The 21,095-nt window shown below is 42.7% G+C and carries 22 protein-coding genes and 2 pseudogenes; 18 read left to right on the forward strand and 6 right to left on the reverse strand.

The window, feature by feature from the left end; genetic code table 11:
- The first annotated feature begins 2 nt into the window (after window positions 1-2).
- The 7 genes from AK965_RS10775 to AK965_RS10805 all read left to right on the forward strand — a co-directional run bounded on the left by AK965_RS10775 (window position 3) and on the right by AK965_RS10805 (window position 5,313).
- A complete protein-coding gene (locus AK965_RS10775) occupies window positions 3-509 on the forward strand; it encodes a PTS sugar transporter subunit IIB (protein WP_099079614.1) in 507 nt (168 codons plus the stop codon).
- Window positions 503-1,273, forward strand: coding sequence for a PTS N-acetylgalactosamine transporter subunit IIC (gene agaW, locus AK965_RS10780; RefSeq protein WP_099079615.1), 771 nt, complete (start codon window positions 503-505; stop codon window positions 1,271-1,273). The genes AK965_RS10775 and agaW overlap by 7 nt, the downstream gene beginning before the upstream one ends.
- Window positions 1,263-2,159, forward strand: a complete 897-nt coding sequence (locus tag AK965_RS10785) for a PTS system mannose/fructose/sorbose family transporter subunit IID (RefSeq protein ID WP_099079616.1) — start codon at window positions 1,263-1,265, stop codon at window positions 2,157-2,159. Before agaW ends, AK965_RS10785 begins: the two co-directional genes overlap by 11 nt.
- Before the next feature lie 12 nt (window positions 2,160-2,171).
- Window positions 2,172-2,612 carry a PTS galactosamine/N-acetylgalactosamine transporter subunit IIA gene (gene agaF / locus AK965_RS10790; protein ID WP_099079617.1) on the forward strand — a complete coding sequence of 147 codons (441 nt, stop codon included), beginning with the start codon at window positions 2,172-2,174 and terminating at the stop codon, window positions 2,610-2,612.
- 172 nt (window positions 2,613-2,784) lie between these two features.
- The gene (locus tag AK965_RS10795; RefSeq protein ID WP_099079618.1) at window positions 2,785-3,825 is read left to right on the forward strand and encodes a glycoside hydrolase family 105 protein; all 1,041 of its coding nucleotides are present in this window, start codon (window positions 2,785-2,787) and stop codon (window positions 3,823-3,825) included.
- Between the two features lie 65 nt (window positions 3,826-3,890).
- Window positions 3,891-4,613 carry a CBM9 family sugar-binding protein gene (locus AK965_RS10800; protein WP_099079619.1) on the forward strand — a complete coding sequence of 241 codons (723 nt, stop codon included), beginning with the start codon at window positions 3,891-3,893 and terminating at the stop codon, window positions 4,611-4,613.
- A gap of 58 nt (window positions 4,614-4,671) precedes the next feature.
- Window positions 4,672-5,313: an RpiB/LacA/LacB family sugar-phosphate isomerase gene (locus AK965_RS10805; protein WP_099079620.1), complete on the forward strand. Its 642-nt coding sequence runs from the start codon at window positions 4,672-4,674 to the stop codon at window positions 5,311-5,313.
- A gap of 186 nt (window positions 5,314-5,499) precedes the next feature.
- On the opposite strand, the gene kdgR is transcribed toward AK965_RS10805, so the two are convergent.
- Window positions 5,500-6,282: a DNA-binding transcriptional regulator KdgR gene (gene kdgR / locus AK965_RS10810; RefSeq protein WP_099079621.1), complete on the reverse strand. Its 783-nt coding sequence runs from the start codon at window positions 6,280-6,282 to the stop codon at window positions 5,500-5,502.
- A 266-nt stretch (window positions 6,283-6,548) separates the two neighbouring features.
- On the opposite strand from kdgR, the gene kduD reads away from it, so the two are divergent.
- From kduD to AK965_RS10825, 3 genes are all read left to right on the forward strand, one after another.
- Window positions 6,549-7,310 (forward strand): 2-dehydro-3-deoxy-D-gluconate 5-dehydrogenase KduD, encoded by a 762-nt coding sequence (gene kduD / locus AK965_RS10815; RefSeq protein WP_099079622.1) that lies wholly within the window; start codon window positions 6,549-6,551, stop codon window positions 7,308-7,310.
- A 403-nt stretch (window positions 7,311-7,713) separates the two neighbouring features.
- Complete coding sequence (locus tag AK965_RS10820) at window positions 7,714-8,646, forward strand: sugar kinase (RefSeq protein ID WP_099079623.1); 933 nt, start codon at window positions 7,714-7,716, stop codon at window positions 8,644-8,646.
- Window positions 8,647-8,655: 9 nt separating this feature from the next.
- Complete coding sequence (locus tag AK965_RS10825) at window positions 8,656-9,279, forward strand: bifunctional 4-hydroxy-2-oxoglutarate aldolase/2-dehydro-3-deoxy-phosphogluconate aldolase (RefSeq protein ID WP_099079624.1); 624 nt, start codon at window positions 8,656-8,658, stop codon at window positions 9,277-9,279.
- Window positions 9,280-9,583: 304 nt separating this feature from the next.
- Here the strand turns inward: AK965_RS10825 and nfsA are convergent, their stop codons facing one another.
- The gene (gene nfsA / locus AK965_RS10830; protein WP_099079625.1) at window positions 9,584-10,306 is read right to left on the reverse strand and encodes an oxygen-insensitive NADPH nitroreductase; all 723 of its coding nucleotides are present in this window, start codon (window positions 10,304-10,306) and stop codon (window positions 9,584-9,586) included.
- 144 nt (window positions 10,307-10,450) lie between these two features.
- Here nfsA and rlmC point away from each other — a divergent pair, with 144 nt between their 5' ends.
- The 4 genes and pseudogenes from rlmC to AK965_RS20690 all read left to right on the forward strand — a co-directional run.
- Window positions 10,451-11,581 carry a 23S rRNA (uracil(747)-C(5))-methyltransferase RlmC gene (rlmC, locus tag AK965_RS10835; protein ID WP_099079626.1) on the forward strand — a complete coding sequence of 377 codons (1,131 nt, stop codon included), beginning with the start codon at window positions 10,451-10,453 and terminating at the stop codon, window positions 11,579-11,581.
- A gap of 114 nt (window positions 11,582-11,695) precedes the next feature.
- Window positions 11,696-12,337, forward strand: a complete 642-nt coding sequence (locus tag AK965_RS10840; RefSeq protein ID WP_099079627.1) for a MarC family protein — start codon at window positions 11,696-11,698, stop codon at window positions 12,335-12,337.
- Window positions 12,338-12,517: 180 nt separating this feature from the next.
- On the forward strand, window positions 12,518-13,363 hold the full coding sequence (locus AK965_RS10845) for a patatin family protein (protein WP_099079628.1): 846 nt from the start codon (window positions 12,518-12,520) through the stop codon (window positions 13,361-13,363).
- 32 nt (window positions 13,364-13,395) lie between these two features.
- A pseudogene (locus AK965_RS20690) lies at window positions 13,396-13,623 on the forward strand (GNAT family N-acetyltransferase); the annotation flags it as partial.
- Between the two features lie 80 nt (window positions 13,624-13,703).
- Here the strand turns inward: AK965_RS20690 and AK965_RS10855 are convergent.
- Complete coding sequence (locus AK965_RS10855) at window positions 13,704-14,999, reverse strand: alpha/beta fold hydrolase (RefSeq protein WP_099079629.1); 1,296 nt, start codon at window positions 14,997-14,999, stop codon at window positions 13,704-13,706.
- Between the two features lie 325 nt (window positions 15,000-15,324).
- Between AK965_RS10855 and AK965_RS10860 the strand changes: the two genes are divergently transcribed.
- Window positions 15,325-16,482, forward strand: a complete 1,158-nt coding sequence (locus AK965_RS10860) for a D-alanyl-D-alanine carboxypeptidase family protein (protein ID WP_099079630.1) — start codon at window positions 15,325-15,327, stop codon at window positions 16,480-16,482.
- Between the two features lie 65 nt (window positions 16,483-16,547).
- Here the strand turns inward: AK965_RS10860 and AK965_RS10865 are convergent.
- Window positions 16,548-17,447 (reverse strand): annotated as a pseudogene (locus AK965_RS10865) (LysR substrate-binding domain-containing protein); the annotation flags it as partial.
- 143 nt (window positions 17,448-17,590) lie between these two features.
- Here AK965_RS10865 and AK965_RS10870 point away from each other — a divergent pair.
- Window positions 17,591-17,809, forward strand: coding sequence for a VF530 family DNA-binding protein (locus tag AK965_RS10870; protein WP_099079631.1), 219 nt, complete (start codon window positions 17,591-17,593; stop codon window positions 17,807-17,809).
- A 51-nt stretch (window positions 17,810-17,860) separates the two neighbouring features.
- On the opposite strand, the gene AK965_RS10875 is transcribed toward AK965_RS10870, so the two are convergent.
- Window positions 17,861-18,310 (reverse strand): thioesterase family protein, encoded by a 450-nt coding sequence (locus AK965_RS10875; RefSeq protein WP_099079632.1) that lies wholly within the window; start codon window positions 18,308-18,310, stop codon window positions 17,861-17,863.
- A gap of 197 nt (window positions 18,311-18,507) precedes the next feature.
- Between AK965_RS10875 and AK965_RS10880 the strand changes: the two genes are divergently transcribed.
- Together AK965_RS10880 and AK965_RS10885 are read left to right on the forward strand one after the other, a co-directional pair.
- Window positions 18,508-19,272 (forward strand): ferredoxin--NADP reductase, encoded by a 765-nt coding sequence (locus AK965_RS10880; RefSeq protein ID WP_099079633.1) that lies wholly within the window; start codon window positions 18,508-18,510, stop codon window positions 19,270-19,272.
- Window positions 19,273-19,435: 163 nt separating this feature from the next.
- Complete coding sequence (locus AK965_RS10885) at window positions 19,436-20,272, forward strand: DUF481 domain-containing protein (RefSeq protein ID WP_099079634.1); 837 nt, start codon at window positions 19,436-19,438, stop codon at window positions 20,270-20,272.
- Between the two features lie 63 nt (window positions 20,273-20,335).
- Here the strand turns inward: AK965_RS10885 and AK965_RS10890 are convergent, their stop codons facing one another.
- Window positions 20,336-20,986 carry a DUF2057 family protein gene (locus AK965_RS10890; protein ID WP_099079635.1) on the reverse strand — a complete coding sequence of 217 codons (651 nt, stop codon included), beginning with the start codon at window positions 20,984-20,986 and terminating at the stop codon, window positions 20,336-20,338.
- Between the last annotated feature and the right edge of the window lie 109 nt (window positions 20,987-21,095).

Genomic DNA, 21,095 nt, shown 5'->3' on the forward strand with positions numbered 1-21,095 from the left:
AAATGGCAAATATTGTTTTATCCAGAATAGATGAACGATTAATTCATGGACAAATTCGACTGCAATGGGGCAAGCATTCAGGTGCAAATACGATATTAGTTGCTAATGATGAAATTGCGAACATTGAACCTCTACAAGCACCATTTAAAGCATCCGCTGGCAGTGAATTTGCGGTGTTATTTAGAACGATAGAACAAACAATAGCCAATTTACCAAAGGCAGGAAGCGATAGAAAAATTTTGCTGTTATGTAAAGAACCAAGTGATTTTGCAAGAATTGTAAAAGGTGGAATTAATCTACCTGAGATTAACATTGGTAATATGCATTACCATCAAGGCAGGGTATCTGTTAATAAATACATCAACGTCAATAGTCGTGATATGGAAGCATTTCGAATTTTAAATGAGTTAGGTTCAAAATGTACGGTACAACACATGCCTGAAAGTAGCAAAGAGTGCATATTTGAACTGACCAAAAACTTGGAACTTGAAGGAGGAACAGTATGCTAATGGAGGCTATTTTAGTTGGTTTGTGGGCTGCACTCTGTGGTATCGACAAATTTGACGTATTTACTGGAATTCACCGCCCATTAGTGACAGGTACAGTCGTGGGTCTGATCCTTGGCGATTTACAAATGGGCCTGATTGCCGGAGCGACGTTTGAACTGGCGTGGTTAGGTTTGGTGGCAAACGCAGGTGTCCAACCACCAGATACTACTGTTGGAGCAATCGTAGGTACAATGTTTGCTATAAAACTAGATATGAGCCCTGAAGCGGCGATTGGCATGGCGATTCCTTTCGCTCTTGCTATGCAAACACTGGTTATCTTCCTATTTACGTCTTGCGCACCAATGATGCAAAAAGCGGATGAATATGCCGAAGAGTGTAATATTAAGGGTATTGATAACCTACTATATACAGGCTTGAGTTTACGAGCGACATTGTATGCAATCGTAGGTTTTAGCGCGATTTACTTTGGTGCCAATGGTGCAGCCTTTATTCAAGAATACTTACCAGAAGATATGGTTAAAGGTATGGCAATAGCCGGTGGTATGATGCCTGCTGTTGGTTTTGCAATGCTGTTGCGAACTATGTTTAACACCCATATTTTGCCATATTTCTTCCTTGGATTTGTTTGTACAACATATTTTGATCTGCCTATTTTAGCTGTTGCAGTTATCTTTACTTCAATTGCTGTTCTTGATTATTTGAATCAGAACCTATCAAAAAATAACGAAGAAAACAACGCGAAGGAATTTAATGATGAACTCTAATACAGATATCAATTCATTCGACAATGATATTACTTACTCTGATGAAATGAATAAATCGGTCAAGATGACTGAATATACCGATTTATACCAAGATCAAGATAAGCCTAAAGTTATTACAAAACAAGATCTTTGGAAAATAGGTTTCCGTGGTCTACTAATGGAAGGTAATTTTAACTTCTCACGTATGCAAGCTGGCGGGTTCTGTTACTCTATAAGTCCCGCATTAAAAAAAATTCATAAAAATCCAGAGGATTTAAAGAAAGCGCTTAAAAATAATTTAGCTTTCTATAATGCAAACCCTAAGATGTTTACTTTGCCTTTGGGCTTAGCCATCGCGATGGAAGAAAATAAAGAGATGCCAACGACGATTGCGTCGGTAAAGGCTGCAACTATGGGGTCTGTATCCGGTGTTGGCGACGCACTCGATCACTCAGTAATGTTACCTCTAACTTTGGCTATTGGTAGCTCTATTGCATTACAAGGGAATCCTTTAGGTGTATTGGTGTTCTTTGTTCTTTATCAGGCATATCGTATACCAATGTATTTTTGGCTGTTATTCATGGGTTACAACGCGGGTGTTTCAGCTTTAGAAAAACTCTCTGATCATGCGGAAAAGCTCAGTCGAGCAGCAAATATTGTGGGTCTTGGTGTGATCGGCGCAATGGCCGCTAAGTTTGTAAAGCTTGAACTTGATATGACTGTTGAAGCCGGTGCCGCATCGATTGATTTACAAACAGAAATGTTAGATAAAATCATGCCAAATTTATTACCAATGGCGTTAGTTTGGTTAATGTTTTACCTAGTTAAAAAGGGTAAGTCTCCAACTAAACTTATTTTTGGAACACTTTTCGCGGGTGTTGGTGGTCATCTGATTGGTCTTCTATAATTAGGTATTTTTATGATTGGTATTATTGTTTCTGGACATATTAATTTTGCTACTGGTATGCGTTCTGCTGTAGAAGCTATTGTTGGTGAACAAGACTCTTTAGAGTTTATTGATTTTGTTCCAACAATGACAACAGATGAATTAGAAAAACAGATGCTTTCTTCAATTGACAGAGTGAATGATGGTTCAGGTGTTCTAATTTTGACCGATGTTCCTGGTGGTTCTCCTTGTAATCGTGGCGTGTCAATTATGTTGAGTCGCAGTGATGTAAAAGTGGTTGCTGGTTGTAACTTGCCAATGATTACTAATGCATGCTTTGAGCGTGATGGTGTATCACTTGAAGAGTTAACTGAGATTGTTTGTGAGATTGGCTCTCAATCAATGAAAGATATGGCGAAAGAAATTGCCATGTTAGAGAATGACAATTCTGATTCATTCGAAGACGAGTTATAAATAACTTTTACCTCCTGATTAAGATTAAAGGCACTACTAAATTTAATTCAATATCCCCCCTTATTGATTTTTTAGTCAGCTTAGTAGTGCCTTTTTCTCATTAAAATATATTTAATAAAAACATGAATGTCGGTTTTTAAATTAATTAGATGAAATAAGGCGAACGAAACGAATGAATAATGTTCAAATCTTAGAACAAATGAAGCAAGTATATCGTTGGCAGCGAGATAATCGCACGCGCTTTGTCACTCGAAGTACAGGTAAAAAACGTTTCTTGAAAGCGACTGACTGGGAGCGTGGAGTATTTTGGTTGTCGGTTGCACAGGCATGGCAAGCAACTCAAGATAACGAATACCTAGATGGGCTATTAGATTTCACGCTGAACACAGGGTTTCGTCCAGGTCCTTTACCACGCTTTGCAGATGACCATGTTTGTATGCAAGCGTATTTACCGCTATACCCACAGTTTGATATACCAGAAAGTATCGAATATGCAACTAAAGCTCTAGACATCATGATCGACGAACCAAAACCAGGTCGTGAAGATTGGTGGTGGTGTGATTCACTATTTATGGCTCCCCCTGTTTTTGCAGGTTTAACCGTTGCAACAGGTGATGACAAATACCTCAACTATATGGATACCGCGTGGTGGGATGCAGTTGAGCATTTATTTGATGCTGAAACTAATCTCTACTACCGCGATAAACGCTATATCCCAAATGCAGAGGGTAGTGAATTGCGTGAAGCAAACGGTGAGAAAGTCTTCTGGAGTCGTGGCATTGGTTGGGTTCTGGCGGCTGTTCCTCGTATTCTTGCGTATATGCCATCTGATTACCCAACACGTCCACGTTACATTGAAATGTACTGTGCTTTGGCTGCAGAAGTGGTTAAGTACCAGCAACAAGATGGTTTTTGGCGAACAAGTTTACTTGACCCAGAAAGTTTCCCGGCACCAGAAAGTAGTGCAACCTCACTGTTTTGTTATGGCTTAGCATGGGGCATCGAACAAGGCTATTTGGATCGTGAGACTTACTTACCTGCAGTCAACAACGCCTGGGCGGCTCTTGAGGGCTGTATTCACGAAAATGGCATGATCGGTTGGGTACAGTTACCTGCTTTCAATCCACGTGATGTGGAGTTTGACCATAATATCGATTATGGTGCAGGTGCTTTCTTACTCGCTGCAACAGCAATGTTGGCACTAACAAAATAATTGCTTTTCGACGTTGGCTGACCGCCACAAAGTAAATGGATATAGAAATAAATTAGGATGGTTTGATGAGTAAATTGTTTTACATAACAGCCCTTTTACTAGGTAGCTCCCTTGCAACAAATGTTCATGCCAATACAAACAACGAGTACTTAATTCAGTATTCTGCTCAATCACCAGTTATTGATGGTAACCCATCTGATAAAGCATGGGATGAAGCAAACACGTTAACCCAGTTTAGTTTTCCGTGGCGTACCCAACTTGCACCGGCAACAGAGTTTAAGGCGTTGTGGAACGAAGATGGCTTGTTTTTCCGCTACCGAGTTAGCGATAAGAATATTGCCATTGGTATCGACCCAAAGCGCGCCATTTTAGATTCTGATCGCGTAGAGATTTTTTTAGCTAAAGATGAACAGTTAACGACTTATTACACGATGGAGATAGATCCTAAGGCTCGAGTTTTTAGCGCTAAGGCATCTTATGACTCACAGCATAAGAAAATTGGCCATTTAGATAGTACTTGGATATGGCCAGGATTAGAAACACAAGCAGCAACTGTTGATGGTGGATACATTGTAGAAACCAAGATCCCAGTAACGACTTTGACATCGCTTGGACTTTGGCAAGACGAGCAACAAACTGCATTGCGATGTGCTCTGATGCGCGCAGAGTTTACGAAACAAGCTGATGGAAAATTGGATATGGGTTGGATGACTTGGATAGATCCGAACACGCTAAAACCTAACTTTCACAATCCTTATACGTTCGGACTGTGCAAATTAATTAAATAATACTGTCCATGTAAATACTTATTTCAAGCTAAATAAAACAATTTAATAGAGAACTATAATGAAAATCGCTCTAACAATGGAAAATAGCCAAGCGGCAAAAAACGAAATTATTTTAAAAGAACTTCAATATGTAGCATCACAAAGTGGCGACGAAGTGTTTAACGTAGGTATGTGTGATGCAGAAGACCATCATCTGACTTACATTCACTTAGGCATTCAAGCTTCGATTCTTTTAGCGGCTAAAGCGGTTGATTTTGTATTCACAGGTTGTGGTACAGGTCAGGGCGCATTAATGGCTTGTAATGCACATTCGAACGTTGTTTGTGGTTATGCACTAGAGCCATCTGATGCATTTTTGTTTACGCAAATCAATAACGGCAACGCGTTGTCATTAGCGTACGCAAAAAACTTTGGTTGGGCTGCAGAGCTAAATGTTCGTGGAATTTTTGAAAAAGTAATGATGTCCGGATGTGAAGGTGGGCAAGGTTACCCAGTAGAACGAGCTGTTCCACAGCAACAAAATGCAGGAATTTTAAATGACGTTAAATGTGCAGTTGCGAAAGATTACCTAGAAAGCCTGAAAGCGATTGATACTGAGTTAGTACGCGTGGCTTGTAGTGGCGAGCGCTTCCAAAAATGTTTGTTTGAAAATAGCCAAGTCGATGAAATTTCTGATTTTGTACGTGAAATTTTGAACTAATCAAGCGATGTAATTTGCAGATAGAGACCAATCAATTCGATTGGTCCTTTTGTTCCTGTTCATTTGGGTGAGGAATGAATTTTAGTCAACGCAGCAGTTTTGTTTTATTGGGGCAAGATGGGTAATGTTGAGCTTGCTTTAGCAACTAGGTATAGGGTAACTAGTTGCTTGAATTTATCGGTCAGTTTACTCGTTAGAAACGTGATAGCCTAACTGCTCAGAGATTCGATTTGTCGCTGTTTGCAATAGTTTGACGTAATATGAAAGGCGGGCTTCATCGAAACGAATTGTTGGGAAAGAGATTGATAAGCCGGCGATTACTAGCCCAAAACGGTCGTATACAGGGACCGCAATGCAGCGTAAGCCTGGCTCTTGTTCTTCATTATCTTCTGCATAACCTTGCGTCCGTACAAGGCTCAATTCTTCAATCAATTGTTCTGCATTCTCTAGAGTTTTGTCCGTATGTTTAACAAAGGTGACGTTGGCCAATGCTTGTTTTATAAATTCGACTTCGCGTTCCGCTAGTAATACTTTACCAATTGCAGTGCTATAGAGTGGATTACGACGTCCGATGCGAGATTGCATGCTTAGGTTATAGCCCGAATCGATTTTGTGGATATAGATAATGCTATCTTCATCCAATATACCAAGATGAAGCGCTTCGTTGGTTTGCTCTGCAATATGTCTCATTTGCTTGTCAGCAATAGCAATAAGATCTACGTATTCGAGCGATTTAGAGCCCAGCTCAAACAACTTCAACGTTAAGCTGTACTTGTCAGCTGCATCTTCTTGAGCAACGTAACCAAGCATTTTCATTGTTTGGAGGAAGCGGTATGTGGTCGCTTTAGACATCATTAAGCGTTGAGATAGTTCTGATACGCCTATGTATTTTTGCTCGCCAAGAGCATGAAGAATGCTGAATACCTTCATTACCGATGATACGGCTTCAGGTTGAGTTGCCTTTTCCATTGTTCTACCTTATGCATGTGGTGACACGTTGAATTGGCGTCATTATACATTGAGTACTTAACTCAGCTAGCGATTTACATATTGACTTAAGGAAATTGAAACATAGGTTTGATTTTTCTGTTTCGTTTGTGATCTGCATATTGATTTTTGAATCGGTGTTTTAAAAATAAATATACAGCTTTTCATTTTATTGCTATTTTAGCTGTACAGAGTGAAATGTATGCTGAAGTTCTTTCAGCATCTGATGCAGTTATTAAGGAATAAGCATGATTCTCAATTCGTTCAATCTCCAAGGTAAAGTGGCTATCGTAACTGGTTGTGATACTGGTTTGGGGCAAGGTATGGCATTGGGTTTGGCTAACGCAGGCTGTGATATCGTTGGCGTAAATATTGTGGAGCCAACTGAGACAATGGCACTTATTGAGCAAACAGGGCGTAAGTTTGTTGATGTGCGTGCTAACCTCATGAAGCTTGATGACATTCCTGCCATTGTTGACCGCGCAGTGACAGAGTTTGGTCGCATCGATATTCTTGTTAACAACGCAGGTATCATTCGCCGCAATGATGCGATTGATTTCTCTGAGCAAGATTGGGATGACGTAATGAATATTAACGTTAAGTCAGTGTTCTTCTTGTCTCAAGCGGTAGCAAAACAGTTTATTGCTCAGGAAGAAGGAGGCAAAATCATTAATATTGCTTCAATGTTGTCTTTCCAAGGTGGTATTCGCGTTCCTTCATACACTACATCTAAAAGCGGCGTAATGGGTGTGACTCGTCTAATGGCAAATGAATGGGCGAAACACAATATCAACGTTAATGCGATTGCTCCTGGTTACATGGCAACGAATAACACTACTGCGCTTCGTGCTGATGAGATCCGCAATAAAGAAATCCTAGACCGTATTCCTGCGGGTCGTTGGGGTAAGCCTTCTGATTTGGCTGGGCCATGTGTATTCCTAGCATCTAATGCTTCTGATTACATTAATGGCTACACCATTGCCGTTGATGGTGGTTGGTTGTCTCGCTAGTCATAATTAACGTAATCCTAGCATTCTCATTTTTCTAGAGTTTGTCACCAAGTCAGTATCGTTATCTAGTCATAGTCAAATAGCTTACTATTTTAGTGAACAGGTGTACTTTCAGCTTGGCATGGTGATGACTCTATAAATTATTCTGGAATGTGAAAAGGGAAGAAGTGATACCTAGAGTTTTATATTGACCAATCTATTCCAGATGATGTTTATTTAAAATTTAATTGTGTGCACTAAGAAAGTAATAATTTGGCAAAATTAATGTGTATTACATTAGTTTGAGTTTTGATAATTGCAAGACTTAGCCTCTCTACAGCGGCATTGACTTAATAGTATTGAATCATTAGTGCACTAAATAATAGCGCATCTGTTTTCAAGCAGGGAGAAGTGAAGGAATTTTATGAAGCAAATTAGACGTGTCGCGATTGTTGGTGAATGTATGGTTGAACTGAGAAAAAGCCACGATTCACTAATCCAAGGTTTCGGTGGAGATACATTGAATACAGCTGTATACCTTTCCCGATTAACCCATGATCATGGTATTTGTACTTCTTATATCACAGGCTTAGGGAAAGACTCTTTTAGTAAAGATATGTTGAACTCGTGGCAAGCTGAGTCGCTCAATACTGACATGGTTTTTCTATCTGATGACAAATTGCCGGGAATCTACGCGATTGAGACTGCTGCTGATGGTGAACGTAGCTTTTTTTATTGGCGAAATGACTCCGCAGCAAAATATTGGCTTCATGAGCAAAACTTTAATGAGCTTTGTGAGGCCCTGTGCTCACATCAGATGGTATATTTGAGTGGTATTAGCATCGCGATCCTTTCTCCGGAGTGCCGTGAATTATTAATTGAATTACTAAAAGTATGTCGTGAGAAAGGAGTGGTAATTGCCTTTGATAACAATTATCGAGCGGGGTTGTGGAGCAGTAAAGGTGAAGCTCAACAAGCGTATCGTCAAATCTTGGCATTAACAGACATTGCTTTTTTAACATTTGATGATGAACAAGCACTATATGGTGATAAGACGGAGCAAGAAGCAATCGACCGAACTCGTGGTTTAGGTGTAAATGAAATTATAATTAAGCGTGGTGGCAAAGCATGTTTGATTGTTTCAGAGCATGATATAGACGAAGTTATGCCTAAACCTATTATGAATGTTATTGATACGACGGCAGCAGGTGATTCATTCAGTGCGGGTTATTTAGCAAAGCGAATACTCGGCGGTAGTAAACATCAATCTGCAGCGGCAGGTCATACCTTGGCCGGTGTAGTTATTCAGCATCGCGGCGCAATTATCGACCATAATCTAACACCTATCATTGAATGAGACATAAAAATGAAAGAATTGAACCAAAAACTTAAAGAAATTAAAGTTGTTCCTGTTATAGCTATTAAGGATGCATCAAAAGCGGCAAAACTTGCGCAAGTGCTTATTGAGAATGGTCTTCCATGTGCGGAAGTGACTTTTCGTACCGAAGAGGCAGCACAAGCGATAAAAAACATGCGAGAGGCGTTTCCGGAAATGCTTTTAGGGGCGGGTACCGTGCTTACGAGTAAGCAAGTTGATGAGGCAATTGAAGCTGGTGTCGATTTCATCGTTAGTCCTGGCTTTAATCCTACAACCGTTAGGTATTGTCAACAGCGTGGCATTGCGATCGTTCCTGGAGTGAATACACCAAGTTTGGTCGAGCAAGCGATGGAAATGGGAATAAATACGTTGAAATTTTTCCCAGCGGAGCCATCAGGTGGTATTGGGATGCTAAAGGCTCTGTCTGCTGTATATGCAGTAAAATTTATGCCGACGGGCGGAGTTACCCAATCGAACATCAATGATTATCTCGCCGTGCCATCAGTGTTAGCATGTGGCGGTACTTGGATGGTGCCCAATGATTTGATTGAAAATGAGCAATGGGAGCAGATTGCAATCCTAGTTGAAGAAGCAGTACATGCAGTTCGGTAGTCCCAATGTCTCTTTATGATGAGTGTTGGAGGCTTTAGGCATGAGCACTTTGATAATGGAAGGTGGCTTTTTATTATGCCATCAATCGTCAGGGAATTGTGTTACAAAATAAATGATTGAACTGGACAGCTTATGACCGAAAGCCTTGAATGCGTGGTCAATGTTATTAACGGCTAATCATTTTTCGGGCTCGTAGCCATTTTACATTTCGTTGTTCTTTGTGTTGCTCAGTGCTTTGACATACAAACAGCTGAGAGCTTTGTAGAAAAACGCCCAGCCTTTTATGAGCAGGGCGCAATTTTCTTTAACGCTTTGCTAAGCCCTTATTGTTTAAGTAAGGCAAAATGTGTGGCCGCGATTCTCCAGACAGTTTGGTGGTGACGTCTTGCGACCAAGTGCTTTGTTTTTGATTGGCAGAGCGATTTGCGTAGTATACTTGCATAGTTTGGTCATAATGTTGAATATCATCCATATTAAGTGGTTGATATTGATTTTCATGCATAACAACATGCGCTGGCAAACGTGGCTTAATTTCAGGGCTCTGATCCGGATACCCTAAACACATACCAAATAGCACAGCCGTGCCTTGAGGCAGCTCAAGCAGTTCATCCACTTTTTCGGCGCGATTTCTTAAACCGCCAATGTAGACACCGCCTAATCCCATTGACTCTGCGGCAAGCAAGCAATTTTGCGCCATAATGCCAGAATCGACAGCGCCAATAAGTGTTAATTCAGTATAGTCCGCTTGGACTGCAGGATTGATGCTGATGTGACGCTGATAGTCGATACAAAACACCAAAAACTCAGCCGCATCTTCAACATAGGCTTGATTTCCCGCGTATTGAGCAAGCAATTTACGTTTGGCTTGGTCGGTGACTCGGATGATAGACACGGCTTGTAACAGGCTGGAGGAAGAGGCGGCTAATCCGGCTTGGATAATCGCTTGTAGCTGTTCGTTCTCAACGGGTTGAGGCGTAAATTTTCGAATTGAGCGATGAGCCATAATGGTTCGAATGGTATTGTTCACGAGATAGCTTCCTTGTTTTTGTTATGTATGTTTTGTGTCTGAAGGTACAACATAATCATTTTTATCGTGACGGTAAACAATCAGAATAGTAAAGCGGGAGTAGAGAGCTAGACTTGCGCCTTTTCTTTGAAATGGCGATTCATCATGCGATGTGAATTCTTTGCTCAGCAACGTTGTGCTTCTTGTAAAAACAGCGACATCCCATACTCACTTCAAGTTGAGCAGAAAGACGCTCGGCTGAGGGCGATGTTTGCTCCATTTTCCCCAAAACAATGGTTAACACCCGTACTGAGTCACAAAACGCAGTTTCGCAATAAGGCAAAGATGGTTGCATTGGGGGCCGCGCATCAACCGACGCTAGGCATCGAAAACGTTCAGGATGGTTCGCCATTATCATTAGTGAACTGTCCTCTTTACCCAGATGAGACTCAGCAGCTGTTAAGCTATTTGCAAGACTGGATTCGCGTCGCAGGTATTCCGCCTTACAACAAAGTGAAAAAGAAAGGCGAATTGAAGTTTGTGTTGCTGACACGAGCGCAAAACAGCGGTGAATTTATGCTGCGATTTGTCATGCGCAGCGACACGGCTTTGGAGCGTGTGCGAGCGAATTTACCGCGTTTACAGCAAGCCTTTCCTAGCGTAACGGTTGTGACGGTGAACCTACAGCCGATCCATATGGCACGCCTTGAGGGTGAAGAAGAAATCTTTTTGACCGAGCAACAAAGCTTGCTTGAGCGATTTAATCATGTCCCTTTGGTGATTCGTCCCAAGAGCTTTTTCCAAACCAATCCACAGGTGGCTGAACAACTGTATGCGACAGCACAGCAGTGGGTGGCGGAGATCAAGCCCAAGACAATGTGGGATCTTTTCTGTGGTGTTGGTGGTTTTGGTTTACATTGTGCGTCGAAGCATACTGCGGTAACGGGAATCGAAATCGAATCAGAGGCGATCGCGAGTGCCAAGCGTTCAGCCGCAATGATGGGTATTGATAATCTTGATTTTGCCGCATTGGATTCAAGTCGTTTTTCTCAGTCACAAGATAAAATGCCAGAGTTGATCTTAGTTAATCCCCCTCGTAGAGGTTTAGGTGAGTCACTGGCCACGCAATTAGAGCAATCGGGTCCAAAATACGTGATTTATTCGAGCTGTAATCCAGAAACCATGGCTAAAGATTTATTGGCGATGTCGAGCTATCAGGTACTCCGTTGCCAGTGGTTTGATATGTTTCCTCACACCGATCATGCTGAGGCCATGATGCTGTTAGAAAGACGTTAATTAATCACTTTGCGCTTGTGATGTGGGCGCAGGGTTAATAATTAGTCCGTAAGTGATGTAATAACTTGGGTATATACTGAGGATTAGGATCAATAGCTTACAGAAGTGAATGGCATGAAAGATCTAATCCTGCATACCGTTACGGTGTTTATGGGCTTTTTTGCCATCATGAATCCGCTCGCCAATATTCCGATCTTTTTGAGCCTGACGGCAGATGAGAACAAAGAGACCGTGCATTCGATAGCGTTCCGCTCGGTGTTTTTTGCTTTTGTCATCGTCACGGTGTTTGCCGTTGCCGGAAAGCTCATCTTTGACCTGTTTGGCATTACACTGTATGCGCTGCGTATAACAGGGGGAATCTTGGTCTTTGTCATCGGATTCCATATGCTTCAGGGCGATTCGACTCACCAAAAAACCAAAGAGAAGGCGTATTCACCAGCTCAGCAGCAAGCGGCATTGAGTATTGCTGTCTCTCCCCTGGCAATGCCGATATTAGCAGGGCCAGGTACGATTGCTACCGCGATGAACTTTGCGACATCAGGCGGGCTTGATCAAACCATCATAACTATCGTGTCATTCGCCGTGTTATGTGTGATCACCTATGTATTATTTTTATTTGGTGATCGTCTAGTCAAAGCGGTTGGTCCAAGTGCGCTAAATGTTATCACCAAAATGATGGGACTCATCCTTGCCGTGATCGGTACTCAAATGTTCATTGATGGTGCAGCAGAAGCGTATAAAACCGTCTTTTCATAATTCTATCGAGTTTAATCCACATTTGCTTTTGGGCTTGGACTTTGTGAATTTTATGAACCTAAGTTTTCATTTTAAGCGTCAGATAAACATAGACTTCATCTATCTCAATGATAAGAATAACCGATTGTTGCTATAGCACGAATTTCAGTAGTCTTTTAACGTATTTATTGGGGGGGACATATGGCAACAAGAGCAATCGTCGTCGAAGGTGGTGCAATGCGTGGCGTTTTTGCCAGCGGCGTGTTAGATGCATTTTTAGAACAGGACTACAAGCCATTTGATTTTGCGATTGGTGTGTCGGCTGGGGCATCAAACTTAATTGGTTATTTGACCGATTACCCGCACCGCAGCATTAATGTGATCACCAAACTTGCAACCAGCAAGCGCTTCTTCGATCCCACGCGCTTTCTAAAAGGTGGTGATCTAATCGATGTTAAATGGTTGTTTGAAGAATCCAATCGTTTGTACCCGGTCGATGAAGCAAAACTCTTTGATGGTATCCCTTTCTTAGCGGCGACTACTAACGTGGATACAGGCAAAGCAGATTACTACCGAGTGAATCGAGATAATTTTAATCACGCAATTGAGGCAACCACTGCGCTGCCGATTGCTTATAAACATACCCCATGTTTCTCTGGTGGTTGTTATACCGATGGCGGCGTCGCAGACTCTATTCCGGTGCGTGAAGCCCATCGCCGTGGCGCGCGAGACATCACGGTATTGCTTTCACACCCTTTAAATTATGAGAAGAAGCCAGTCAAAACCCCTTGGTTAATGAAAAAACTGTTCGCAGAACACCCCAAAATGGCAGAGGCCATGTTGAATCGCTCAGAGAATTACAATGAGTCACTAGCGTTCATTCGTAATCCGCCTGAAGGGACTCGAGTGCGTGTTATTGCTCCACCTGATGAGTTTCATGTTCAGCGCCTTTCTATGCGCCAGTCGGTATTATTAGAGGGTTATGAAATGGGGTTATTGGCAGGCCGTGAACATTTAATGCAACGCTCTTTTACGGGGCTTAGGTAGAGCAAACGGTCACATTGATATTATCGCAACACTTCATTCATGATCGCTTAATAGTCTCCCCGCATCATGCGGGAGGCTATTAATAAAGCTGAGGTATTGGTCTGTCATTGATGGATAAAATCGAGAGTGATTTGTGTAGTCAAGATATTGAAGAAATTCGATTGACCGTCGCGTCATTTAATCATGAAGGTGAAGATTTCTACCATAAAATGGGCTATAGAGTGGTCACCAAAGCCATGAGAAAACGAGTGAAAGATTAAGTTAATCTGAACTTAGAATGAGTGAGAGTTCGTATACAGAAGCGCCTCTTCATCATGAGTGAAGAGGCGTTTTTTACCCCTTATATCAGAGTCGCAGCGGTTTGTTTACCCATGGCGATTAGCTTATCCAGAATGCGTTCGCCGTCTGCTCGCAGTCCGTTATGTTCATATTCGTTAGTGATCCATGCTTTCGCATTTGGCATGATAGCCAGTGTTTCACGGCTGATGTCCATTTCTACAAACATATCGTCAGCGTAGACCGCACAGCTAACTGGCACTTTGTTTTGCGCCAGTTGCTCTGCATTGTAAAGTGGCGTCCAATCTTTTTTCGTTGCTAATAACTCTGCCGCGGCTTTAAGTGGTTTTAGGTTCGCGTATTGGTCGAACATCCATGGAAAAACCATTTCTCCGGTGAAGTAGAACGGTTTACCTGGCTCATAGTTGAACGCATCGTACGATTGGCGAACTCGATGGGCACTCCAGTTGGAAGCGAAATCCTGGCAGTAGATTGATTCATGTAAAATGGCATAAATTGGGTTGGTCTGGAAATTCTGTTGCGCCAACATGTCATTTAAGAACTCGTAGCGTAGCTGAGGCTTGCCATTGACTTCTATGAAGGCACTTTCCAACCAATAGTAGGTTGGTAGAAAGGTATCGCTAACACCAAAGTTAATGCCGATTTGTTGGAATTGCTCAACGGTAAAACGTTGGCCGTTCGGCAAAAACGCTTCGTTTTCTAGCAGATGATTGGCGATATTTTGGCAAAGTGCTTGTGCCTGTGGAAATTGCTGGAAGAAGGCTCGGTTTTTCTCCATTGTACGCTTAAATGTTGCTTGATAAACATCATCAGCATGACGAGAAACGGAAGGTACGCCTCCTGTAATGTAGCTTTGTAGCAAGCTATCTGGGAACATTGATAGGTACGTCAGAGTGCAGAAGCCACCAAAACTTTGTCCTAAAGTGGCCCACTTTTCGATGCCAAATTGGCGACGAACAAATTCAGCGTCTCTAATGATGTTATCTGCACGGAAGTGGCTTAGATACTCAGCTTGCTGCTCTGGATCTAAATGCGCCAAGGTTTGGTGGTTGATTACGCTGCTGTTACCTGTACCGCGTTGGTCTAAAAGCAGAACGCGATACTCTTGCAGTGCACGCTTGATCCAACCGCTGTTGCCATTTTGACGCGGAGAAGGAAAGCCAGGGCCGCCTTGTAAATACACTAACCATGGCTTGTCTGACTCTTCATCACCGACCAAAGATACGCTGCGTGCGAAGACGTTAAGCGTCCCTTTGCTAGCGTCTTGATAGTTGAGTGGAACGGTGAAGGTATGGGGAATGTAATGCAATCCTGCGTCGATAAATGCTTGAGCGTTCATTGTTATTGGTATTTCCTTATTGAGAACGGTTTGTGCGACTCGCTTTAGTATCATCACTTTACTTCGGTTTAGCGCTTTAACCAATGGCGACAGACTAATAATTCGATAGCCGTAGTGCAGTAGTGCGCGTCTCTCGCGACAGAAAGTGTTCCTTTGAAGTGGTGCTATGTGTGTAGTGGACTATGATCACATTACAGCTTATTGCTTTAGCAATGAAATCACACGCTTAAATGCATGGGCTGTGACAGAAACCCACAATATGTTCGGCAATAGAGGTGTGCGTTGCCGTTAGCTGTATCGCTGTGCTGATCATGGAGGAAGCCAGATGAAACGTTCTTTACCCCGATGGATATTAGTCGTCTACTTAATTAGCGCGCCAGTGTTGGCGGTGATCACGCCAGAGCCCCCGGAACTGCAAGCAAAAGGCTATGTATTAATGGATTATCAATCTGGCGCCATTATTGCCGAGCAAAATGCAAGGGCAGGATTAGCGCCTGCCAGTTTAACCAAATTGATGACGGCATATGTGATAGGGCAGGAGATCAAAGCTGGCCGTTTGAGTTGGGAAGATAAGGTGACAGTGAGTGAAAATGCATGGTCAGCAAAATTTCCTGACTCTTCCAAAATGTTTATTAAGCCCAAAGACGAAATCAGCGTCGGGAACTTGATGCGCGGTGTGATCATTCAGTCCGGAAATGATGCATGTGTGGCGCTCGCAGAACATGTCGCGGGCAGTGAGAGTGCATTTGTGTCTTTGATGAACGGTTGGGCTGAGAAGTTGGGTTTACAAGATACCTATTTTGTTAACTCTCATGGTTTAGATAGTGAGGGCATTCAAACTTCTCCAGCAGATATGGCAAGGCTAATGCAGTCAATTATCAAAGATGTACCAGACGTTTATGCTCTTTATAGTGAAAAAGTGTTTAAGTGGAATGACATCACTCAGTACAACCGCAATAAGTTGCTGTGGGATAACTCGATTGATGTAGATGGTGGGAAAACTGGTTACACCAGTAACGCCGGGTACAGTTTGGTCAGCTCGGCAAAAGAGGGGAAGATGCGATTGATATCTGTGGTGATGGGAACGCCAAGCAAGCGCTCGAGAATAAGCCAATCTAAGAATTTGTTGAGTTATGGTTTCCGTTTTTATGATACCAAGCAAATTGCGAAACAGGGCGAAGTTGAATCTAAAGTGAGGATTTGGAAAGGTGATGTCAGCGAAATCGACTTAAGTTTTGCTCAAGATGTATTCCTTACTCTTCCACGTACCATGCGAGCGAAGTTAGACAAAGTGGTCATTGTGAATGAGCCTTTGATTGCTCCAATCAAGAAGGGGGACGTCGTTGGTAAAGTGATATGGAAAAATGACGACGAAACGGTCGCAAGCTATCCGCTTGTCAGCAACCAAACTGTAGATGAGGGATCATGGATTGGTCAGCTTTGGGACAGCTTCATGCTTTGGGTTAAATCATTATTTAATTAAACAAAAATCCCATATACCCAATACCATCAAGGTGCGTGGGTATATGGAGTCGTCATACTAATTACTCAAAATGTTGCCAGTACTTTCGCCCGTTTCTGACGGCATTTTTCTTGTATGAAATTGCGGAACGAGCGAATGGTTGGCGTCAGCAAATGACGGTCAGCACACATCATGTAGAGTGGCACTGGACCGCAATCCCAGCCTAGTCATACGCGCACAAGTCTACCCTCAATTAAATCTTGGCTAATGTCCATTAATGATTTGTTGGTAATGCCCTTCCCCTTAATCGCTAAGCGATGTGATAAATCGCTGTTGTTGCTCAGTAGATTTCCTCTTACAACGACTTGTTCGGTTTCGCCATTTCGAGTTAGCGTCCATTTGTTGTAAGCCGAATCAGTGACTATGTAACACAGGCAGTTATGCTGATTGAGATCTTCTGGTTTTGTTAACAATGGATGGCGAGATACGTACTCAGGTGAGGCACATAAGGTTTGTTCGTTTGCACCACACCAAGCAAAATCACAAGGTTCACCATAACGAATCGCGATGTCTACCGGCTAGGTGTACATGTCGGTGAGGCTATCAGCAAGGTCAAGCTTAATAGAAACATTGGGGTAAACATTGATGAATTCATCTACCCAGCCGAGGAGCATATTTCGACCCAGTTCCGAGGGAGCGGTGATGTGCAGTTGGCCCGATAGCTCACCACGCGCACTGGCGATTTTATCTAGGCTCTCTTGCCGTGTAACTAAGGCCTGCGTAGTTTTGTCGAGAAATAACTCACCTTCAGAGGTTAAACGCAGACTTCGTGTTGAGCGTACAAACAGTGGAACCCCAATCTGTCCTTCAAGGCGTTTAATTGAGGCGGAGATTGCCGCAGACGTCATATCTATGCTGTTAGCGGCTTTGGAAAAACTCCCTTGCCGGGCCGTTGCGACAAAAATATTTAGGTCATTGAGGGCTTTCGTAGCGGAGGGCCATTAAACTATTTGAGCGACTATAGGGGGGGATGAGTAGGCTAATACAAGCTTAAAATATTAGGTGGCAGGTAAACTTTGGGTTAGATTAGGCGATAATGCATAAGCGAAACTATTATCGGATCAACATTATGAGCCACCAACAGCCGAATAACCCTCTGCATGGGTTGAGTTTAGAAAAAATCCTTACCCGTTTAGTGGAGCACTTTGGGTGGAACGGAATGCATGAGCGCGTAAGTGTGAACTGTTTTAAGAAAGATCCGTCGATCAAATCATCTCTGAAATTTTTGCGTAAGACTCAGTGGGCGAGAGACAAAATCGAATCTTTGTATATTGAGACGTTTTGCTAAGCTCAACAACCATGAGAAGGTGGCAATAGGCCACCTTTTTTATTGGTTCGATTATTTTAAATGGTGCGTGCCGCCACTGCTTTCTAATTCAAGAATGGAGTCACGCACGTGTTTTGGTATCGCTGTTTTCACGTTGTTTTTGAAGTCAAACATCACACCAGTTGCGGTCGCGATCGTCGCAATTTTGCCCCACTTCTTGCTAAACACTTGGTATTCCATCGTGAGTCGGTCTTCTTGCATGTCAACGACACGAGAGCCAATAAGAAGCGTATCAGGGAAAGTCACAGGAAGTTTGTAGCGGCATTGTGTTTCACTCAGTACTGGGCCGACCTGTGTTGTTTTTAGATCAATCAATATATTGATTTTATTAAAGTAATCCAATCTTGCCGTTTCAAAGTAGCGGAAATAAACGGCATTGTTGACGTGTTGTAGGGCATCCATCTCGCCCCAAGCGACTTTTATCTCCGTAATGACTGGAAAGTCATTCAATAGCGTATCCATCTTTGTGTTCCCTTATCTCTACATGACTGCATTTTGCGAAGCGGCTTACTAATTTGAGTAAACATTCTAGATGGGGCTGTCTAGAATGTAATAAGTTTGTGCTAAAAGTGTGAAATTTAATGGTAAATCACATCGTGTAACCATATAACGTTTTATACAGCACTGCTTTAAATATGAACCACCAGAGGAGATGAGCAATGACAGAACTGAAAGGTTTTAACCTAGGCAAGGTAGAGAAGCGAGTCGATTGGACTGATGAACTGTTTAGCTTGCGGGTTTCTGGCGCCCCTTTGGTTTTTAAAGCAGGGCAATTTACTAAGCTCGCTTTACTCGATGAACGAGGAGAACCGATCAGCCGCGCGTATTCGGTAGTGAATGCACCCAGTGAGCAATTCGACTGGTTAGAGTTTCTTATCGTAGCTAATCCACAAGGGCGGTTAACCCCTAAGCTTCAGAAGCTCAAACCCGGTGACCGCATTTTCGTTGGTGAAGTGGCACATGGTGACTTGGTACACGATACGATTCCAAAGCACGCCAATGACTTATGGTTACTCTCTACAGGCACCGGCATTGGTCCTTTTCTTTCCCTCTTAGATGACATCAATTTGCTACCTCACAGTGATAATATCGTGTTGGTGCATGGGGTGAGATATGGAAAAGACCGGGTATATCAGTATTTAATTGAGCAACTTCAACAGCGTTATGAAGGACGTTTGAAATACGTTCCAATTGTCAGTCGAGAAAGTATTGAAGGAAAATTACAGGGGCGAATGCCGGAGCTTATTGCCTCTGGCGAGCTTTCGAATATGGCAGATGTCTCTTTCTCTCAGCAGAGCAGTTTTGTGATGATGTGTGGCAACCCAGAGATGATCAAAGATACCTCTCAGGTCTTGCAAACGCTAGGCTTAGATAAATATCGAACTCGTACCGGAGGAAATATCATTTATGAAAGATATTGGTGATCCTGTGTTATCTGCCACGCTAAGTTTAATGCTGATCGCATTTATGTGATTCAATCTTTCTCTTGCATCGTTACTACCCATTTGACGGTCGCAATTTATCAACGGCCAGTTACAATTTTCGTAACGAACCCATCATTAACTTACATTGCATTGAGGATCAAGGATGACCAAGAGCGCATTGTGGTCAGTTTACCTTGCTACATTAATGCCTTTCTCTGCGCAAGCCGCGGAGTGGGAGATAGAAGTAGGCGGATTTTTCTCGCGAACTGACACGAAACTTAACGCGTACGATCCCTATTTAGATAAGATTCGCTCGATTGACTTTGAATCGGATCTCGATCTAAAAGAAGTGGCGTTACTGCCCTATCTAGATCTCGAGTATTACTTTAACGACAAGCATAGTGTCTATTTTGATTGGCGTAGTTTACATAGGGAAGCAACCAGAACGGCGGTGACTAAGCCGTTTGAGTTCACCTCTGGCGGTGTGGCCTACGTCGTACAAGCGGGATCAAAACTAATCACAGAGTTAGATATCGATATCGCACGGATTGGCTATGGCTACCAGTTTTACACCAATGAGAAGTGGTCTTTAGATGTTTTAGCTGGCTTGCACGTGATGTGGCTGTCGCTAGGCTTTGATGGCAAGTTTGGTGTTAAAGTCGGTGATGAAGTTGAAATCCCGACGTTGCTCATTGATGAAAAGGTGATTAATGAAGTGACAGCGCCTTTACCTGATCTCGGGATTCGAGTTGAATATGCTTTGAGTGAAGAGTGGCTCTTGAGAAGTCATGCGCAGCTGTTTTATTTATCAATAGAGGATATTGAAGGTTACCTTGCTGAGGTCGATATTGGTGCAAAGTACTTTATCACTGATCAGTTTAGTGCCACGGGATCGTTTAATTATTATGAAGTTGGCGTGGATTACGACAGTAGCCGCTCTGATATTGACGTTACATTCCGCTTTTATGGGCCGATGTTGACTCTAGCGTACAAGTTCTGATCAACAAAGCCACACACATGCGTGGCTTCGATTTTCCTAAGAAAGGAATGAGTAAACACAGGATTATTGCTTGTTTACGTATTCTTTAAAACGCGCTTTGGTCTCGGCGTCCGCTTTTTGGTACCAAAAGTGAAGCATCTCTTCTGCGGTTGAGTCCGCTTTTACTGCTACAGCGGCTTGGTTCGCTTGTGTCGGAATCTTTGCCGGCTGAACCGCGCCTGCAACGGCGATTGCCGCTACGCCACCCGTACGATTGTAGTCTTCTACTTCACGAACGTAGTCACGGCCGATTTGCATGCCAGGTTTGATGAGTTTGTCTTGCTCAACAGCAATCGCGTTACCAGATGCATCAATCAGTTTCCAATCTAGGTCTTTGATTTTGCTTTCTGCTTCACGAAGGTCACGGTACTTAGGAAGTTGGAACGTAAGCGTTGCGTCAGTTGCGTTGAATCGAGTGATGATTGCGTCACTTTCAACGCTAACACGGTCATTACCTTGACTAAAGAATGGAGAGTAGCGGAAGACCACTTGATTTATGCCATCTGGTAAAGTGACCGTTTTTTCAGACGCAAAGAAGCCACCTGATACTTTTACTTTCTCTCCATTTGTCGCCAAAATTGAAACGTTATCAGGAACATTTATCGTCACGTCCGCGAAGGCCATACTACTCATTGCAAGAGCAAGCGCACAAGTTAAAGGCTTGATCAATTTCATTGTTTTTATCCTAAGCACAGTCATCAGTATTAGTGGCCATTGAGGTTGCATCGATAAGTGACTGATTGCAACTCTTGAATGTAAGAAGAATGAAAATTTAACAAGAATG

This window comes from Vibrio sp. PID17_43 (assembly GCF_002608565.1).
GTDB lineage: Bacteria > Pseudomonadota > Gammaproteobacteria > Enterobacterales > Vibrionaceae > Vibrio.

Bases quoted from the DNA above. Each gene is read 5' to 3' on its own strand.
- AK965_RS10860 (WP_099079630.1), top strand. From the start codon at position 15,325: ATGAAACGTTCTTTACCCCGATGGATATTAGTCGTCTACTTAATTAGC.
- AK965_RS10805 (WP_099079620.1), top strand. From the start codon at position 4,672: ATGAAAATCGCTCTAACAATGGAAAATAGCCAAGCGGCAAAAAACGAA.
- AK965_RS10870 (WP_099079631.1), top strand. From the start codon at position 17,591: ATGAGCCACCAACAGCCGAATAACCCTCTGCATGGGTTGAGTTTAGAA.
- agaW (WP_099079615.1), top strand. From the start codon at position 503: ATGCTAATGGAGGCTATTTTAGTTGGTTTGTGGGCTGCACTCTGTGGT.
- AK965_RS10855 (WP_099079629.1), bottom strand. From the start codon at position 14,999: ATGAACGCTCAAGCATTTATCGACGCAGGATTGCATTACATTCCCCAT.
- AK965_RS10820 (WP_099079623.1), top strand. From the start codon at position 7,714: ATGAAGCAAATTAGACGTGTCGCGATTGTTGGTGAATGTATGGTTGAA.
- AK965_RS10885 (WP_099079634.1), top strand. From the start codon at position 19,436: ATGACCAAGAGCGCATTGTGGTCAGTTTACCTTGCTACATTAATGCCT.
- AK965_RS10880 (WP_099079633.1), top strand. From the start codon at position 18,508: ATGACAGAACTGAAAGGTTTTAACCTAGGCAAGGTAGAGAAGCGAGTC.
- AK965_RS10785 (WP_099079616.1), top strand. From the start codon at position 1,263: ATGAACTCTAATACAGATATCAATTCATTCGACAATGATATTACTTAC.
- AK965_RS10845 (WP_099079628.1), top strand. From the start codon at position 12,518: ATGGCAACAAGAGCAATCGTCGTCGAAGGTGGTGCAATGCGTGGCGTT.
- AK965_RS10840 (WP_099079627.1), top strand. From the start codon at position 11,696: ATGAAAGATCTAATCCTGCATACCGTTACGGTGTTTATGGGCTTTTTT.
- kdgR (WP_099079621.1), bottom strand. From the start codon at position 6,282: ATGGAAAAGGCAACTCAACCTGAAGCCGTATCATCGGTAATGAAGGTA.
- rlmC (WP_099079626.1), top strand. From the start codon at position 10,451: ATGCGATGTGAATTCTTTGCTCAGCAACGTTGTGCTTCTTGTAAAAAC.
- AK965_RS10890 (WP_099079635.1), bottom strand. From the start codon at position 20,986: ATGAAATTGATCAAGCCTTTAACTTGTGCGCTTGCTCTTGCAATGAGT.
- AK965_RS10800 (WP_099079619.1), top strand. From the start codon at position 3,891: ATGAGTAAATTGTTTTACATAACAGCCCTTTTACTAGGTAGCTCCCTT.
- agaF (WP_099079617.1), top strand. From the start codon at position 2,172: ATGATTGGTATTATTGTTTCTGGACATATTAATTTTGCTACTGGTATG.
- kduD (WP_099079622.1), top strand. From the start codon at position 6,549: ATGATTCTCAATTCGTTCAATCTCCAAGGTAAAGTGGCTATCGTAACT.
- AK965_RS10775 (WP_099079614.1), top strand. From the start codon at position 3: ATGGCAAATATTGTTTTATCCAGAATAGATGAACGATTAATTCATGGA.
- AK965_RS10875 (WP_099079632.1), bottom strand. From the start codon at position 18,310: ATGGATACGCTATTGAATGACTTTCCAGTCATTACGGAGATAAAAGTC.
- AK965_RS10795 (WP_099079618.1), top strand. From the start codon at position 2,785: ATGAATAATGTTCAAATCTTAGAACAAATGAAGCAAGTATATCGTTGG.
- AK965_RS10825 (WP_099079624.1), top strand. From the start codon at position 8,656: ATGAAAGAATTGAACCAAAAACTTAAAGAAATTAAAGTTGTTCCTGTT.